Source organism: Clostridium sp. HMP27, assembly GCF_000765165.1.
Lineage (GTDB): Bacteria > Bacillota > Clostridia > Clostridiales > Clostridiaceae > Clostridium_AK.
Genome location: NZ_JMFY01000034.1, coordinates 25,389 through 41,398 on the forward strand (window position 1 = coordinate 25,389; position 16,010 = coordinate 41,398).

A 16,010-nucleotide genomic window follows, 5' to 3' on the forward strand; every position below is an offset into this window, starting at 1 on the left:
ATATTAATAGTGTAAAATTACACTAAAGAGATAGAAATGCACACAAAATATTGTAAGATTTTTAGTTGAGTAAAAGTATAGAGGTGGTAATATGGAGGGATTGACGCAAGAAGAACTTATCAGCATAGTTTCTAAAAAGCTTAGACTTATAAGAAGTGAATACAACTTTTCTCAAGATAAGATGGCTGAAGTGCTGGGTATTTCCAAGAAAACTTTGATACAAATAGAGAAGGAAAGAATAGAAGCTTCTTGGACACTGGTTATCGCAGTATGCGGGCTTTTTAGAGAAAGTGAAATTTTAAAAATGGTTTTAGGAGATGAACCTATAGAGCTTATAGAAACCATAATATTTAAAAATATGGCTACACCTAAAAATATAACGGGAGGTGGCAAAGCATTTTGGAAGGATATCAATATAGAGGGAAAGTTTAAGCTGCAAAAGAATATAATAAGCTCTCACTATAGGATAATTGATGGAAACAACAGAAGATGGTACAGTTCTTTTGATAAGGATTATATTTTAAAACAGTTTAAAGACCTTTTGGAAGGAGGAAAAGACAATGAAGAAGAAATTGAGTAAAGATCGTTACAGATTTATTTTAAGAGAATTTAATGAGCATAGGGACAGAGGAATAATTACTAAAGAACAAGTAGATGACATGATGACATTTTACGAAGAAGAATCATCAATGAATTTTATAAAAGTCCTAGTAACTATAGGAGCAATTTTAGTAGGACTTGGAGTTTTAAGTTTTGTTTCAAGTAATTGGATGTATATTAATAAACCGTTTAAGGTGGGTATCATCATTTTAGCACTTGGACTTTCAATATTTGCTTCATTTAAACTGGAAAAGTTGTACCCTAAAACTTCAAAGGCATTATTGTATTTAAGTGTGCTGATTTATGGGGCGGGAATATTTTTAATAGAACAAATATTCCATTTCGGGGGAGAATTTACTCAATCGTTCCTACTATGGACAATAGGGGCAATACCAATAGGATTGTTTTTAAAAGAAAAAATTATTTTTATATTTACTCACATTTTATTTATGGTTTATATTAATGGAAGTTTTGATAATAATATAATAGCTTATTCAGTAATAATTCTAGCTATTTTATATGCGGGAAATAAGTATTTTAATTTTTCAAAAATAGTAACGTTTTTTAACAACTTAGTAGGATTAAACTTCTTACTATACTTTTTAAATTATATAGATATGAAAGCTATATATGTAATATTAATCTTCTTTGGAATAGGTCTCGCTATGTATTATACAAAGCATAACTTAAACTTAGAGGTATTTAAATTTGAAGGTCTTGTAACCCTAGGAATAAGTGGACTATTTTTAACTTCAAAAGATGCGTGGGAAGAACTAAACTTCATAAGCAATGGTAATGCTATAGCAATTACCTGTGGAATTCTTTTATTGGTATATTTATTAACGTTAGTTAAAAAAGGAATGTTAACACCGCTTATATTTGTGTGTGCTTTAATTTTAAGATATTATTTTGATACATTATATGACTTCATGCCGAAATCAATATTCTTCATTGTTGGAGGAGTTATATTATTAGGTTTTGGTTATTACTTTGAAAGACTTAGAAAGAATTTAGGAGGTGCCTTAGATGAAAAAAATAATTAAAAAAAGAGGATTTAGATATCTAATGGCATTTATAATACCATTTATTGTACTACTTTCTATGACTATAAAACCTTCTATAACAAATGCTTGGGGAAGTGAAATTCTTATAAAAACAAAACCATTTGATCCTAGAGATGTGTTTAGAGGAGACTATGTATATTTAAATTATGAAATTAGTGAGATCACTTTAGATAAACTTGACGATAGTATTTTAAATATTAAAGATAATACAGAAGAATATGAGCCTTTTAGACGGCTTAGAAAGAAAGATTTATATGTAATTTTAAAGGAAAACAAGGGTTTTTATGAAGTGGATAAAGTGTCCTTAAATAAACCTAATGAGGGAATATACCTTAAAGCAAAATATAGATATACCCTTCAAGAAATCCCAGACAAAGAAGATGAAAACTTTGATAAGGAAAAAGAAAAATATATAATACCTAAAGCTATTGGAATTAATGTAGATTATTCATTAGATAAATACTTTGTACCTGAAAATACAGGTAAGGATTTAGAAGATAAAGCATTAAAGGGAGAACTTTTAGCAAAAGTAAAAGTATATAAGGGATATTCATTGTTAAAGGAAGTAATTTCAAAGTAATTTAAAAAAGCTCTTGGAGAAATCCAGGGGCTTTTTAGTACTAAAAAGATATTAAGTGCTTCACCATTAACCAAAAATATAGAGTATGTTTTTGGTCAATGGTGAATGAGTAAGATTAGTAATTAAAATTTGCTTTTCCAATCTGCTACAAAGTCATCAAGAACAGTATGTAGTACTTCTCCAATCTTTATATAATCCTCATCTTGAAGATTTGCAAGGGATATTCTAACGGACCATTCGGGTCCATGAAACCCAGAACTATCTAGTAGCACTATAGAAGATTTTTCAGCTAAATGAAATAAAATATCTACTGGTTTTTTATTTTCTCTTAAATATGTTGCAAAATCATCTCCATAATAATTATAAGCCCAATCTAATAAATTGAACTCTGTGTAATAGGAAGCATCATAAGGATCTTTTCTTAAGTTTAAGCCTAAGCTATCAAATAACAGCTTTTGACGACGTCTACAAATATCTATTGTAAGCTGTTTGTATTTATTTTCCTTGTCAATTAAAGAGAATAAACAGAAAAATGCCATTTGTACTTGCTGAGGTGTTGATAACCCAGCTGTATGATTTAGTGCTACCTGTCGACTATCTGCTACCATTCTATCGATAAAAGAAATATCCTCTGGATCACCTGCAAGTGCTTCATAACGGTGATGTAATTCTTTCTTACTATCTTGTGGTAAGTCTTTTAATAGCTTATCAAAAATGTTTTCTTCATGTAATGCAACAATTCCGAGTCGCCATCCAGTTACACCAAAGTATTTTGAAAAGGAATAAACGCCAATAGAGTTATAAGGCAAATCTGCCATTAAGGAACGAAAATCATCTACAAAGGTGCCATAAACATCATCAGAAATAATCATTAAATTTTGGTTATGTTCCTTTACGATTTGAACTAATTGCTTAACAGATTCAGGCCTAATTGCCACAGAAGGCGGATTACTTGGATTAACCACAAATAATGCTTTAATACTTGGATCTTTAAGTTTTTCAAGCTCAGATTTTGGATACTGCCAAGTAGGCGCTCCACCTTCTGAAGTATCTGATGCATTAATTTCAACTACATTAAAATCATAGCGAGATAAATGAGGAATTTCAAGATAAGGTGTAAATATTGGCACCATTAAAGCAATTTTATCTCCTTTAGATAGTAACTTGTTTGCAATTAATGAATCAAATATATAGCACATGGCAGCAGTAGCGCCCTCTACAGCAAATAACTTGAAGTTTCCTTCAGGTGGCTTATTATAGCACATTTCTTGCACAAGATATTTATATACAATTTTTTCGGTATGAATAAGCATTCTATCTGGTACAGGATAATTATCCCCAATGATTCCATCAGCAAGTTCATAGACGAAATCATCAGGAGTAAATTTAAGATGCTCTACGCCATAATCTACAATACTATCTAAAAGCTTTATCCCTGGCGCGTTTCTATGACTTGCTATGTAAGATTTAAAACGATTATAAATACCTTCTCGGTGAGGCATTCCTGCTAAATCACCTTGATCCCATACTCTGCGGGTTTCTTCTACAGCAAACAATCCAAAGGTAAAGAAAGCTTCACGAGGCGTAGCAGCAGTCCAATTTGGATTACCTCTTCCAGCATCAAGTAAAGTACGGGTGCTTTTTTCAGCAGTATCTTTTGCAAGGGTAACTAATTTATTTTTAAGCTCAAAAGGACTAAGTTTCCCATAAATATTTTCTATTTGTTCACGTTCTATATTCTGTGTATCCATAGACTTTGAAGCCTCCCTATTCACAATATCTATTTTGATAGTTTCATAAAATTTTAATTTCTATAAATTATAAAGTCACATATAATTATCATTATCTATATTGTAGGAAGTTATACTTATTTGATACCTGAACCATTTAGAAATATTGCGACACATTTTTAATGTTGAACCGCCCGCAGGGAATTTGCATTTATGAAAGCGTTCGCTACGCAAAAAAGCTCTAATATTTCTTCCTTTTAAGGCGCCTAAACCTTCTAAACTCGCCTACAGCTCAAACAATAGAAGGCTCTATACGGCGCCTTGAAATCAGAAATAAAGAGCTTTTAATTGCTTGCTCAATGCTTTCTACAATGCAAATTCCCTGCTTGTGTTCAACATTAAAAATATCATTCATGCTTACCTTACTAAAAGATGGAATTTCGCTTTGGCGAAAATTCCTTTTAAATTGACGATTATCAAAGAGCTAGTAGGCCTGCAGACCGATAGGTCGTAAGATATTAAGTATTCTATTTTTTGTCAGAAATCTTTTATTGTACTACCATATCTTTAACTTGTAAATTTTTTATTTATTTAGTATAAGTTTCTGTAATGTTAAGGACTGACGTCCTAAAAGATCTTTAGGTACTGATTACTAAGATATCTTAGAAATTCAGTTAGCTGAATTTATTCCTGCAGCAGTTAACATGAAGAACTTTTTAATGCTCTAGGAGCATAGAATTTTTATCGTAGAAGGCATTGAACGAGCCTTAGAACGGCTTTTATTTATAAATTCAAAATGCCGTTAAGAGCCGCCTACTGTCTGAGCGACAGCGAGTTTAGGCGGCTTAGGTATTTTAAATTTATAAATATTAGCCGTTCTTGGAGAAATGAACGCCTTCCTAGATGAAAATTCTATACGACCCAGAGCATTAAAAATGTCGTAATATCCTTTTTATCTGAACATAAAGAATGCTGAAACAAATAAAAGTACATAAACTATCTTAGTAAAAGCTCCATCTTTAATTCTATGATGGGCTAAGTTTCCGAGAACTGCGCCTATTGCAAGGAAGGGAAGAGTGTATAGGACAAGTTTTAAAACGTCCTTAGTTATTGCATGACTTAGAGCACTTTGTAATACTATAATACTGTCTAATGTAATCCAAAGCATTGAAAGGGTAGCTCTAAAGTTACTTTTATTTGGTAATTTTTCTGAAGCATAAAGTATGATAAGAGGGCCTCCACAGGAAAATGCTCCATGTATACACCCACCTAAAAATAAAAATATGCTTAATATAGAATTATTTATAGCTTTAAATTCTTTACCTTCTTTACTTTCTTTATAAGCTATAAATAATCCCCTTAGGGCAATCAAAACCATAAATACTCCAAGTATTTTTTTTAATGTGCTTTCAGGTAGTTTATCAAATAACCAAATACCAAATGGAAGACCTAAAATTACAAAAGCTAAAATTCTAAAATAATGCTCCCATAAAATGTCCTTGTGGGATATTATGACAATATAAATTGCAAGAAGTAATGCCACAATTGTAAGTACTGGTCTGGCTATATTTATCCCTATAAGCATTATTGCAAAAGGCATAGCAACCACCGCAGAACCAAATCCGGTTAACCCTTCTAAAAAATCAGCTATTAATATTACAAAACCAAGCAATAGGATAGTTAAAAAGCTCATAGCATATATCCCTCCTTAAAGAAATTGTGAAATGGCTTGGGTCAATAGTAAACAAGTGGTAATTATTTACAGAGTTCACTTATCATTATATATATATTCTAATCAGAGGGCAAATATTTTTAAAATAATCTATATTGAGTAGAGCTTTCTAAATCTTCTAGTTTGGGTTTGGGACATAAAGGTGTCATATATTCTAGATAATAGCTTAAAGTTAGGGCGAGCTGCTACATCCATAAAATAAGCAGAGGTTTTGGAGTCTTCTTTTCTATTTTCATTCAGTGAATTTATAATTTCATCTGCATCTCCTACACCTATGCCATGACCATAATAGGTCTCATTACCTAGGTCGATGACATTTTCGCCTTGCCATTCAGGGGTTTCAGGATTCACATCTGGATTTTTGAAATACCTACGATCACCAGGTAAATAATCAGGATATTTTTCGACATAACCTATATGACGAAGTTCTTTATTAATATAGTGCCAATTCATTAAGTGAATTTTAGGAAAAACTTTATTAAATAACTCTTCAGGATATATGCTTAAAAGTGCTTTATAATATATAATTACCATAGCTGTAGCACATTCAGTAGCATACTCATCTCCATTTTGAAAAATATCCCTAATAGCATCAGAAGCTTTTACTCCATCTTTTAGTAAAAAACCTCCTTCTGGCGTGAGTTCCCAATACTTAGCATTACATTTAGCATCATCAAAAACTTCAAAGGAGAAATCACTTCTATAAAGTTCCATAGAGGCTTTAATAATATTAATTCTAAATTTTATTTCAAATTCTAGTTCACTTAATGATGTATATTCGTATTCATTATTGCTTGAATTAAGTATGTTGATAATTTTAGTTGCTATACTATCTGATGAGTACTTTTGCATAATATCCTTTGTATCAAGTTTTTTCCCGGAAATTTTAATCATAATAAATTCCTCCCATTCTAGCACTTCTTATTTGAGAGTTAATGGGGGAATGAATCCAAGTATTCCAAGAGTATAAATTTTGACGATACACGGCATGTGAAAAGCTTGAAAGAAGCTTTTGAAAATCATCATCTAGTTTATTAAATTGGTCTAAAAGACTGAATTCATATCTAGTTAAAGGAGTTATAGGCCTTCCAGTATCAACGGATATTTTCTTACAAATATATTTAGCAGGATAAACTATTGTGTATGGACATGGAGTAGTTGTAAGTTGAAAGCTTTCTCCGGTAAATTTTAAAAATGATTGATTATCTTCTATCCAGTTAGTGAAGCATAAATACTTATTAAGATTATCTGTATTTCTGTAGCTATTTATTTCAGGTATAAATGACAAAAGTTCTTCTGCTAACTTAACATCCTTTAAATTTGAAGATTGAAGTTTATTGCCAATTAGATTTAAGCTGGATGGTTCTTTGGCCTCAAAAAAGGACCAAATTAAATTATGAGTGAAAAGTCCCTTTCTATGACGTAAAAAAATAGCATTTGCCACAGTAGGTAAAATGCTGTTGTCCTTATAATTGCATATCAAAACTGCTGCAATTTTATCAAAAGTTTTATCATAATCTTTGTCAAGTCCAACATATTTAGATAATTCATAAAAATTTTTGGTTAAATTCTCAGGAGTATCCTTTAGGTTTATATTATTTAGCAGGGATTTAGAATTTAAAGTCTCTCTAAACACATGTATTCCACCTTTTTAGTATTACAATACATAATATGCAAAAGAGACATAGAGGTGTATATGAAAGTCAGATGTAATTCTCTTGATTATAAATGTTAACATGTAATGTTGTTATAACTAATGATTAGTAAATAAACAGAATATATCGTAATTTTTACTGGTAAACTAAAAAATGAAGGTATATAATAAATGGTAGATATGGGCATGGTACCCGGTAAATAAAAATTTCAAACGGAGTGGAGGAAAACGTGAGATGCTTAATTTATTAATGAAAAGAAGAAGTATAAGAAAGTACAAGAATATGGAAATTTCAAAGGACAAGGTGGATACTTTAATAAAAGCTGCATTATTAGCCCCATCTGCAAAGGGAACAAGACCTTGGGAATTTATTGTGGTAGAAGATAAAGAAACACTTGAAAAACTAGGTAAGGCTAAGCAGCATGCAAGCGGCTTTATATCAGAAGCACCTCTTGCTATTGTGGTTGCTGCTGATAGTACTAAAACTGACGTATGGGTAGAGGATACATCAATTGCTTCCACAATAATTCAATTAGAAGCAGAGCATTTAGGCTTAGGATCTTGTTGGGTGCAAATAAGAAATAGGATGCATGATGAGGATAGTAGTGCTGAAAAATACGTAAAAGAAGTTTTAGGAATACCAGAAAATTATACAGTAGAATCCATAATATCCATAGGATATAAAGATGAGGAGAAAATACCTTATACAGAAGAAAGTTTAAAATATGAAAAGATTCATAGGGAAAAGTTTTAGGTAAGTTTTAATGATGAGAGGAGAGCTATAGTCTCCTCTTATTTTACTTATATCGTATTAATTTTATAGTTAAATTTGGAGGAGAAAACTCAACTTCCGCCTCATCAATCATCATTCCAATTAAGCTTAATTGATCAGTGCCTTCATCACTGCCAGCTAATTGCCAATAGTATTCTTCGATTTCTCTTTGTCTTTTTAAATTTAGAATTTGTTTTAAATTATTAATTTCTTGATTAGAGGATGTAACATTATACGAGTGAGCAATGATTTCAAAGAAATTTTCTGTGTTAGATAAGGATATATTTAAATTTAAAGCTCCATTTAGAAGACAAAAGTCCATTAGTTCCTGAACTATCTTAGAGATTTTTTTTAGCTCGTTTTTCATTAGGATAATCTCCTTTCTTAAATGCTTCAATAAGAGGAACTACTATGGCAGCAACCACTCCTCCAGAGAAGCCATTATTATATAAATTTAGCCCACCGTGAACAACTCCAATATTCATAACTACTGAAAGATGCAGAAAACCTGCTAAAATGCCAGCAAGTGGCCCGTAGGCTCCAGCAACAGGGGCTAAGGTTGTTCCAAATAATGCACCTATTATAACAACAGTCGAGCAAGGGTCCCAAATTTTTATGTTAGCTGCTATAAATACTCCAATTAAAATAGGTATAGCATTTCTAGGATGTTTGCCAAAAGCTGCAAAACCAACCATTGTTAATATTCCAGCGGTAATAGGTCCATTTACAATTCCTTTAGATATAACTACATAAGCTATACCTATTAAACCCATAATTCCCATATTTATAAATGTTATACCATATCCACAAAGTTGTGTAAAGTCTGTAACTGTTTTACCAGAATAATGTAGGACATTCTTATATCCTTTAAAGCTTTTGCCGTTTATATAATATCCTAAGAAAATAAGGAGTATAAAGCAGGAAATGAGAAGCAGCTTTAAAAATGAGTCATATTCAGTTGATAATATTTCTGTTGATTTAATTATTAGACCAAAACCTCTAAGTACAGAGGTTATTATAGAACCGATGAGGCCTGCTGTAAATCCTATATTATAAAGATTATATCCATCATGGACTTTTATAAGATGTGATGATAGTGGTGTTATTACAAATCCTATTAGTATTCCAAATAGTATGCCAATAGGAAGACCTAATTTTATAGATACATGTAATCCAAAGCTTATCTCACTTACTACTGGGGCAAGAGCTGTACTAAACATCATTATTACTACTATGTTTTTGAAATTTATTTGTTGATACTTAACATAGAGGTATCCTCCTAAATATATAGGCCAGACATTGAATAAGTTTTTTCCTATAAACGAGAAGGCCATAATAGTAAATACAGATGCAATTAATGCGCCATTAACTTTTAATTTTAATTTCCATATTATAAAAATGTTTACTAAGGTTAAAACACCTGCATTTATAAATGTTGCTCCAATTCCACCAACTGATATATAATCCGTCAATAGTATGTCGGGACTTACAACTATTCTATAAAGTCCTTTATATATGTTTTTAGGGTTATCAAATATAAAAGCTAAGATGATTAGGCATAATGGAAATAAACTAAGTATAGTTAAAACTCTTTCTTTTCCAATATCTATAGAATCCTTTGTAATAGCGACAACCTCCAAATGAACACCTCCAATGAAATTTTAAGTGTTCTATAATATTTTGGTATTGAAAAACTTATGTATACTTTACATAAATTTAATAGAATTTTATCAACCTTAAATTCCCTATTGCAATCTAGATGATATTTGATATAATAATTTCATAAGGTTAATCCCTTATTTCTGAAATATTTGTGAAGCTCTTATTTTGAACCTACATTACTTAAAAGGGAGTTCAACATTTAGATGTGAATTGACTCATAAGTCCAACGTAAATGGCAAGGTCTATAAAGCATCTGTGAGGACACCCACCTATCGGAGAGATAGGTGTCAAAATTAGGGCAGCGGTATTTTGGATACTTTCTTTGATTATAATTAGATTAGTATATATGATAAGAGATGACACTAGTCATCTCTTATTTTTGTATGAATAAAAATTTCCAGCTATGTTTCTAATATTAATCACTTAAAAAAGTCTTGGCATTTTTAAGCTATTGTGGTAATATGACTTTGTAAGATTAAGGTGAAAAGCAGTTTATGTAAGATTAGATTTTAATAGTATTACATATTGTGAAACACAACAAGTGCATAAAAAATCCCGGGGGGGCTGGTGTTGCTGGCTGAGAGTAAGAACGAAATTCTTAGACCCTTTTAACCTGAACTGGATAATTCCAGCGTAGGAAGAGGTTTTACATATACATATATTTTGAGGATATAGGTACAAATCTCTTTTGTAGATTTGTACCTTTTTATTTTTCTAAGATCCTTAAAATTATTAGTCTTACAATATTAAGTGTTACGACTAAAAGGAGCAATGGAGGGATTAATAATGAAATTTTCACAAAGTTTATACAAGAGTGTTGAAGATATTTGGGAATCTTATTACAAACATCCTTTTGTAGATGGTATAGGACAAGGAACTTTAGATGTGGACAAATTTAAATTTTACATGATTCAAGATTATATTTATCTTATTGATTATGCAAAAATTTATGCTCTGGGTATAGTTAAGGCTGATACTGAAGAGGTAATGAAAGGATTTGCCACTATGGTAAATGGAATATTAAATGGCGAAATGAGTATTCATAGATCTTATATGAGAAGACTTGGAATTACTCAGGAGGAAATTAGAGATACAAAGGCATCCCTTGCTAATATTTCCTATACTAATTATATGCTTTCTGTATCTCAAAGAGGAACTTTAGCAGATCTTACTGTGTCATTATTATCTTGTATGTGGAGTTATTTAGAGATTGGAAGACAGTTAAGTAAAATTCCAGGAGCTGTAGATCACGAGTTCTATGGAGAATGGATAAGAGGATATATTTCAGAGGATTATATAAAGCTAACTAACTGGGTAATAGACTTAGTAGATGACCTGGCAAAGGATCTACCAAAAGGGGAGCTTGAAAAGCTAGAGGAAATATTTGTGAACACAAGTAAATATGAGTATATGTTTTGGGACATGGCTTATAACAAGGAGATGTAATCAGTATGTTAGAGTTTTCTAATGTGAACTTTAAATATGAAAATGATTCAAAGACTCTTATAGAAGATCTAAACTTTAAGATAAATAAAGGAGATTTTGTAAGTATAATAGGGCCTAGTGGTTGTGGTAAAAGTACAATCTTTAGATTGATTTCAAAACTTGAAAAAGCTTCTAGTGGAGATATTTTATTAGGTGGTAATAATATTAAAGACCTACATGGCCATATAGGGTACATGCCCCAACGAGATTTATTAATACCCTGGAGAACGATTTTAGAAAATGCTTCATTACCGATGGAAGTAGGTTCTAGAAATGTTAAAGAAGCTAGACAAAAGGCAGAGGAATATTTAAAGATTTTTGGCTTAAATGAGTATAAAGATAAACATCCAAAGGATCTATCGGGAGGAATGAGACAAAGGGTTTCTTTTATCAGAACATTACTTACAGGATCAGAGGTAATGCTTCTAGACGAGCCTTTTAGTGCCTTAGATGCTATTACAAAGGTTTCTATGCAGGAATGGCTTCTAAGTCAATGGATTAATTTAAAAAAGACTATCTTGTTTATAACTCATGACGTAGAAGAAGCTTTATTTTTATCTAATAGGATATTTGTGATATCAGAAAAGCCTATTGTAAGGTTAAAGGAAGTTATAGTTCCTCTTAATTATCCAAGAGATAGACATGCTTTAAGCAATAGGGAAATACTTGAGATAAAAGAAGAACTTATAAATGAATTAAAGCAGAGGGTAGAGCTATGAAGAAATATAAATCATCAGCAATTGTAGGAATTTTCTTTTTTATTACCTGGGAAATTATTGCACGATATATAAATGCAATGTTTATACTTCCATCTCCTACTAAAGTTTTAATGAAAACTTGGGAGCTTAGGGAACCTCTTTTTTTAGTGCATCTTCCTGCTACAATGCTAGTTACTTTCATAGGACTTTTAATATCAATAGTTTTAGGAGTTATGCTAGCCATAGCTATGAGTTTAAATAAAAGAATTGAAGAAGCAATATATCCTATTTTAGTAGTAACTCAAACTATACCGATAACGGCATTGGCGCCAATATTTGTACTCTGGTTTGGATACAGCATTTGGAGTAAAGTTGTAGTAACTATACTTATTACGTTTTTCCCTATAGTTGTAAATACCTATGATGGCTTCCGTTCTACTAAAAGGGAAATGGAAGAGCTTTTGGTAACCTTTGGAGCAAGTAAAAAGGAGATTTTTATTAAGTTGAAATTTCCTCATGCTCTGCCATATTTCTTTTCGGCACTAAAAATAGCTGTACCTTTAAGCGTAATAGGTGCTGCAATTGGAGAATGGCTTGGAGCTCAATCGGGACTTGGATATTTTAGCAAAAGAATGATGACTCAATTAGATGGTGCGGCAGTTTTTGCTCCAATAATGATTTTATCGCTTGTAGCAATAGTCTTAGTTTGGATAATTAATATTTTAGAAAATAAAATAATAGGGGATTTTTATAGAGAATAACCTTTATTTTTATATTTAAGGTATCTTGAAAAAAATAATCAATTAGATGATAACATATTTTTAAGAGCCTAAAAGGAGGAGTAAACTATGAAAAAGTTAAAGTATTTATCATTATTATTAGCATTTTTACTTTTAGTAATGACAGGATGTAGTAGTAAACAATCTAATCAAAATGAGGCAGATAAGCTAGAAGAGGTGGATTTAGTACTTGATTGGTACCCAAATGCAGTACATAGTTTCATATATGCAGCTATAGAAAAGGGATATTTTAAAGAAGAAGGATTAAATGTAAATATTAAATTTCCATCTAATCCTACAGATCCACTATCACTACCAGCAGCAGGAAAAGCAACAGTTGGAATATACTATCAACCTGATGTTATAATTGCAAGAGCTAATGAAAAAGTGCCTGTAAAATCTATTGGATCTATAGTGCAATCACCTCTAAATGTAATAATAGCTTTAAAAGAGAAGGGGATAAATTCTCCTAAGGACCTATCAGGGAAAACTATAGGATTTTCAGGGAATCCATTAAATACAGAATATGTTAAAACAATGGTGAAAGAAGATGGGGGAGACCCAAATTCAGTAAAGGTAATAGACGTAGGATTTGAGCTTTTATCTGCGATGATTACAAAAAAAGTTGATGCAACAACTGGGGGACTTATAAATCATGAAGTTCCTGTTATGAAACATGAAGGACATGAAATAAATTATTTTGATCCATCTAAGTATGGAGTACCTAACTATTATGAATTACTTTTTGTTACAAGTGATAATACATTAAAAGAAAAGCCTGAAACTTTAAAGAAATTTATGAAGGCATGCAAAAAAGGATTTAATTTTACAAAGGAAAATCCAGATGAGGCATTAAGTATATTATTAAAGAATCAACAAAAGGATAATTTTCCTCTTATAGAAGCTGTAGAAAAGGAAAGTATGAATACTTTACTTCCAAAGATGGAGTTAAAAGATAGTCCATTTTCCACTCAAGATAAGAAAGTTTGGGAAGACAATATGAACTGGTTATATGAAAAGGGAATGCTTAAAGAAAAAGTAAAAGCAGAGGACTTTTATGTAGACTTACTTTCTAAATAGTATATATAATTAATAAGCAGTAAGCAGTATATATAATATATAACTACTTACTGCTTATTTTATTAAAAGGTATTTTGTGAGTGCTGAATACTTATCCAAGCGTCCTGTGGTAAGCTTACAAGTATGCAGCTTACTGCAGAAATGCAAAGTATTAGTAGTATTAAAAAGATACTAATACCTTTTATCTTAAATCTTTCTGAGGAAAAGAGGCACATAGAGTTTGAAATTAAAAGTTCTGTACCTAAGAGTATTAAAAGTACTGGCCACCATTTAAGAAAGCTTATAAGGGTTAGTATATCTTGAGAAGGAGATAAAAAAAGAACTATGCCAAGAAATATACAAGATATTCCTAAGGTAAAAGATCCTGTTGTCCATTGGCGCATGGCTTATCTCCTCCAGTTTTTTTAGTTTTCTTACCTGATAGAAGCTTTATTCCAATACCTATACATAAAATAGAAGCTATAGATGTTCTTATATAATTTTCAATTCTCATATCTAGATATATATTTAATGATGGAAATATTACTCTGTTTATCATAGATAAAGCACCAATTATTATAAGTCCATAAGCTATTAATTTTACTTCATCACCTTTACATACAAAGTTGATGCCTTCATCTTCTGAAATAGGTTTATCAGAAATCAATTGCTTTCGAACATCAAATATACTAAAAAACCAAATTATTGGAATTAAAAACATAGTAAATGAAATACGAAGCCAGTCGCTTAACCCAATTATTAAGAAAAATGATGCCATAATTTGAATTCCTTTTCGCTGTAGCCCTATATACATGTGACCTGCCCCAGGCATTAATGAAAATAGCATTGCTAAAGATTTATTATTTTGCATTTTAACAACTCCTTAAAATTTTCTTTCTAATCAATACTATAAGACTTAATTCTTAAATAAAAGAAAATATAAATATTAAAAATTTCTTAAGTTTATTCAGTATAAGCTTGTAGAAGGAATTATTAGAATTATTATAGAAAATAAAATTAATGGTATATTAATGTAATTGATAATAATATTTTGTGGTAAACTAAAAGTATAAATTAACTAAGGGGGCATTAAGAAATGAAACAAAATAGACTAGAAAAAGTATTGAATGATATGAGGAAAAAAGACATACAACAACTTATCGTAACAGATCCATCTTCTATATTTTACTTAACAGGAAAATGGATTCATCCAGGAGAGAGAATGCTTGCACTTTACATAAACTTAGCTGGAAATCATAAGCTGCTTATAAATGAACTTTTTCCAGTATATGATGACTTAGGAGTGGAAAAGGTTTGGTTTAAAGATACAGATGATAGTATAGAACTTTTAGCTAATTATATAAATAAGGATCAGGTAATTGGTATAGATAAAAACTGGCCGGCTAAATTTTTATTGAAATTAATGGAGCATAATGCAGCTAAGGGTTATATAAATGGATCAAATATTATAGATGAAATAAGAATGAAAAAGGATGAAGAAGAAAGAGAACTTATGAGAAAGGCTTCAAAGATAAATGATGAAGCTATAGAAAGACTTATAAATATAATACCTGAAGGATTAACAGAAAAAGAAATGGGTCAAAGACTATTAAAGATATATGAGGAAATAGGAGCAGATGGATTTTCCTTTGAACCAATTATAGCTTATGGAGCAAATGCAGCAGATCCTCACCATGAAGGTGATAACTCAAGGGTAAAAGAAGGGGACTGCGTAATCATAGATATAGGATGTAAATATAAATCATACTGTTCAGATATGACTAGAACTGTATTTTATAAAAGCATACCTGAAAAATCAGAAGAAATATATAATATAGTATTAGAAGCTAATAAAAGAGCTATAAGTATGGTAAAACCAGGAGTTAGGTTTTGTGATATAGACAAAGCGGCAAGAGATTATATAGAATCCAAAGGCTATGGTAGATATTTTACTCATAGAACAGGTCATTCTATAGGTATAGATGTACATGATTTAGGGGATGTGTCATCAGTAAATACAGACATAGTAGAGCCAGGTATGATATTTTCCATTGAACCGGGAATATACCTTCCAGGAGAAGCAGGAGTAAGAATTGAAGATTTAGTATTAGTAACGGAGGAAAGCTGTGAAGTGCTAAATAGATTTACAAAAGATGCCCAAAGAATAGAATAAACTATGATTTTTATTAATTAAA

Annotated in this window: 17 protein-coding genes, 1 other RNA gene and 1 riboswitch; of the genes, 10 read left to right on the forward strand and 8 right to left on the reverse strand. The window is 30.9% G+C overall.

From position 1 onward, the window contains the following. Positions 1-91: 91 nt before the first annotated feature. Genes DP68_RS14275 through DP68_RS14285 form a run of 3 tightly spaced genes read left to right on the forward strand, consistent with a single transcriptional unit; the run spans position 92 to position 2,244 of the window. Positions 92-580 carry a helix-turn-helix domain-containing protein gene (locus tag DP68_RS14275; protein WP_052085820.1) on the forward strand — a complete coding sequence of 163 codons (489 nt, stop codon included), beginning with the start codon at positions 92-94 and terminating at the stop codon, positions 578-580. After that, positions 561-1,643, forward strand: a complete 1,083-nt coding sequence (locus DP68_RS14280) for a DUF2157 domain-containing protein (RefSeq protein ID WP_035310658.1) — start codon at positions 561-563, stop codon at positions 1,641-1,643. The genes DP68_RS14275 and DP68_RS14280 overlap by 20 nt, the downstream gene beginning before the upstream one ends. Further along, positions 1,627-2,244 carry a GDYXXLXY domain-containing protein gene (locus DP68_RS14285; RefSeq protein WP_035310660.1) on the forward strand — a complete coding sequence of 206 codons (618 nt, stop codon included), beginning with the start codon at positions 1,627-1,629 and terminating at the stop codon, positions 2,242-2,244. Before DP68_RS14280 ends, DP68_RS14285 begins: the two co-directional genes overlap by 17 nt. A 122-nt stretch (positions 2,245-2,366) precedes the next feature. On the opposite strand, the gene aspD is transcribed toward DP68_RS14285, so the two are convergent. From aspD to DP68_RS14305, 4 genes are all read right to left on the reverse strand, one after another. Then, positions 2,367-3,995, reverse strand: coding sequence for an aspartate 4-decarboxylase (aspD, locus tag DP68_RS14290; RefSeq protein WP_035310662.1), 1,629 nt, complete (start codon positions 3,993-3,995; stop codon positions 2,367-2,369). A gap of 931 nt (positions 3,996-4,926) precedes the next feature. Beyond that, positions 4,927-5,667, reverse strand: coding sequence for a sulfite exporter TauE/SafE family protein (locus tag DP68_RS14295; protein WP_035310663.1), 741 nt, complete (start codon positions 5,665-5,667; stop codon positions 4,927-4,929). A gap of 129 nt (positions 5,668-5,796) precedes the next feature. Beyond that, positions 5,797-6,600, reverse strand: coding sequence for a protein-glutamine gamma-glutamyltransferase (locus tag DP68_RS14300; RefSeq protein ID WP_035310665.1), 804 nt, complete (start codon positions 6,598-6,600; stop codon positions 5,797-5,799). Beyond that, a complete protein-coding gene (locus DP68_RS14305; protein WP_052085821.1) occupies positions 6,593-7,342 on the reverse strand; it encodes a hypothetical protein in 750 nt (249 codons plus the stop codon). The genes DP68_RS14300 and DP68_RS14305 overlap by 8 nt, the downstream gene beginning before the upstream one ends. Before the next feature lie 253 nt (positions 7,343-7,595). Between DP68_RS14305 and DP68_RS14310 the strand changes: the two genes are divergently transcribed. Further along, positions 7,596-8,114 carry a nitroreductase family protein gene (locus DP68_RS14310; RefSeq protein WP_035310667.1) on the forward strand — a complete coding sequence of 173 codons (519 nt, stop codon included), beginning with the start codon at positions 7,596-7,598 and terminating at the stop codon, positions 8,112-8,114. Between the two features lie 43 nt (positions 8,115-8,157). Here DP68_RS14310 and DP68_RS14315 read toward each other — a convergent pair whose 3' ends face one another. Further along, positions 8,158-8,499 carry a hypothetical protein gene (locus DP68_RS14315; protein ID WP_035310669.1) on the reverse strand — a complete coding sequence of 114 codons (342 nt, stop codon included), beginning with the start codon at positions 8,497-8,499 and terminating at the stop codon, positions 8,158-8,160. Continuing rightward, complete coding sequence (locus DP68_RS14320; protein ID WP_291549437.1) at positions 8,471-9,772, reverse strand: DUF1576 domain-containing protein; 1,302 nt, start codon at positions 9,770-9,772, stop codon at positions 8,471-8,473. The genes DP68_RS14315 and DP68_RS14320 overlap by 29 nt, the downstream gene beginning before the upstream one ends. A 156-nt stretch (positions 9,773-9,928) precedes the next feature. Here DP68_RS14320 and ssrS point away from each other — a divergent pair. The 5 genes from ssrS (at position 9,929) to DP68_RS14340 (ending at position 13,836) form a co-directional block, all read left to right on the forward strand. Then, a non-coding RNA gene (gene ssrS, locus DP68_RS19330) (6S RNA) lies at positions 9,929-10,114 on the forward strand. A 227-nt stretch (positions 10,115-10,341) separates the two neighbouring features. Then, positions 10,342-10,451, forward strand: a riboswitch (TPP riboswitch). A 129-nt stretch (positions 10,452-10,580) separates the two neighbouring features. Continuing rightward, positions 10,581-11,240: a thiaminase II gene (tenA, locus tag DP68_RS14325; protein WP_035310671.1), complete on the forward strand. Its 660-nt coding sequence runs from the start codon at positions 10,581-10,583 to the stop codon at positions 11,238-11,240. 5 nt (positions 11,241-11,245) lie between these two features. After that, the gene (locus DP68_RS14330) at positions 11,246-11,998 is read left to right on the forward strand and encodes an ABC transporter ATP-binding protein (protein WP_035310673.1); all 753 of its coding nucleotides are present in this window, start codon (positions 11,246-11,248) and stop codon (positions 11,996-11,998) included. Next, on the forward strand, positions 11,995-12,738 hold the full coding sequence (locus tag DP68_RS14335; RefSeq protein ID WP_035310674.1) for an ABC transporter permease: 744 nt from the start codon (positions 11,995-11,997) through the stop codon (positions 12,736-12,738). Before DP68_RS14330 ends, DP68_RS14335 begins: the two co-directional genes overlap by 4 nt. 87 nt (positions 12,739-12,825) lie before the next feature. Continuing rightward, positions 12,826-13,836 carry an ABC transporter substrate-binding protein gene (locus DP68_RS14340; RefSeq protein WP_035310676.1) on the forward strand — a complete coding sequence of 337 codons (1,011 nt, stop codon included), beginning with the start codon at positions 12,826-12,828 and terminating at the stop codon, positions 13,834-13,836. A 62-nt stretch (positions 13,837-13,898) separates the two neighbouring features. On the opposite strand, the gene DP68_RS14345 is transcribed toward DP68_RS14340, so the two are convergent. After that, entirely contained in the window at positions 13,899-14,219 is a 321-nt protein-coding gene (locus tag DP68_RS14345) for a DUF5668 domain-containing protein (RefSeq protein WP_035310678.1), read from the reverse strand. Next, complete coding sequence (locus DP68_RS14350; RefSeq protein WP_035310680.1) at positions 14,186-14,686, reverse strand: hypothetical protein; 501 nt, start codon at positions 14,684-14,686, stop codon at positions 14,186-14,188. Before DP68_RS14350 ends, DP68_RS14345 begins: the two co-directional genes overlap by 34 nt. A gap of 225 nt (positions 14,687-14,911) precedes the next feature. Here DP68_RS14350 and DP68_RS14355 point away from each other — a divergent pair, with 225 nt between their 5' ends. After that, complete coding sequence (locus DP68_RS14355; protein WP_035310681.1) at positions 14,912-15,988, forward strand: aminopeptidase P family protein; 1,077 nt, start codon at positions 14,912-14,914, stop codon at positions 15,986-15,988. Positions 15,989-16,010: the final 22 nt, after the last annotated feature.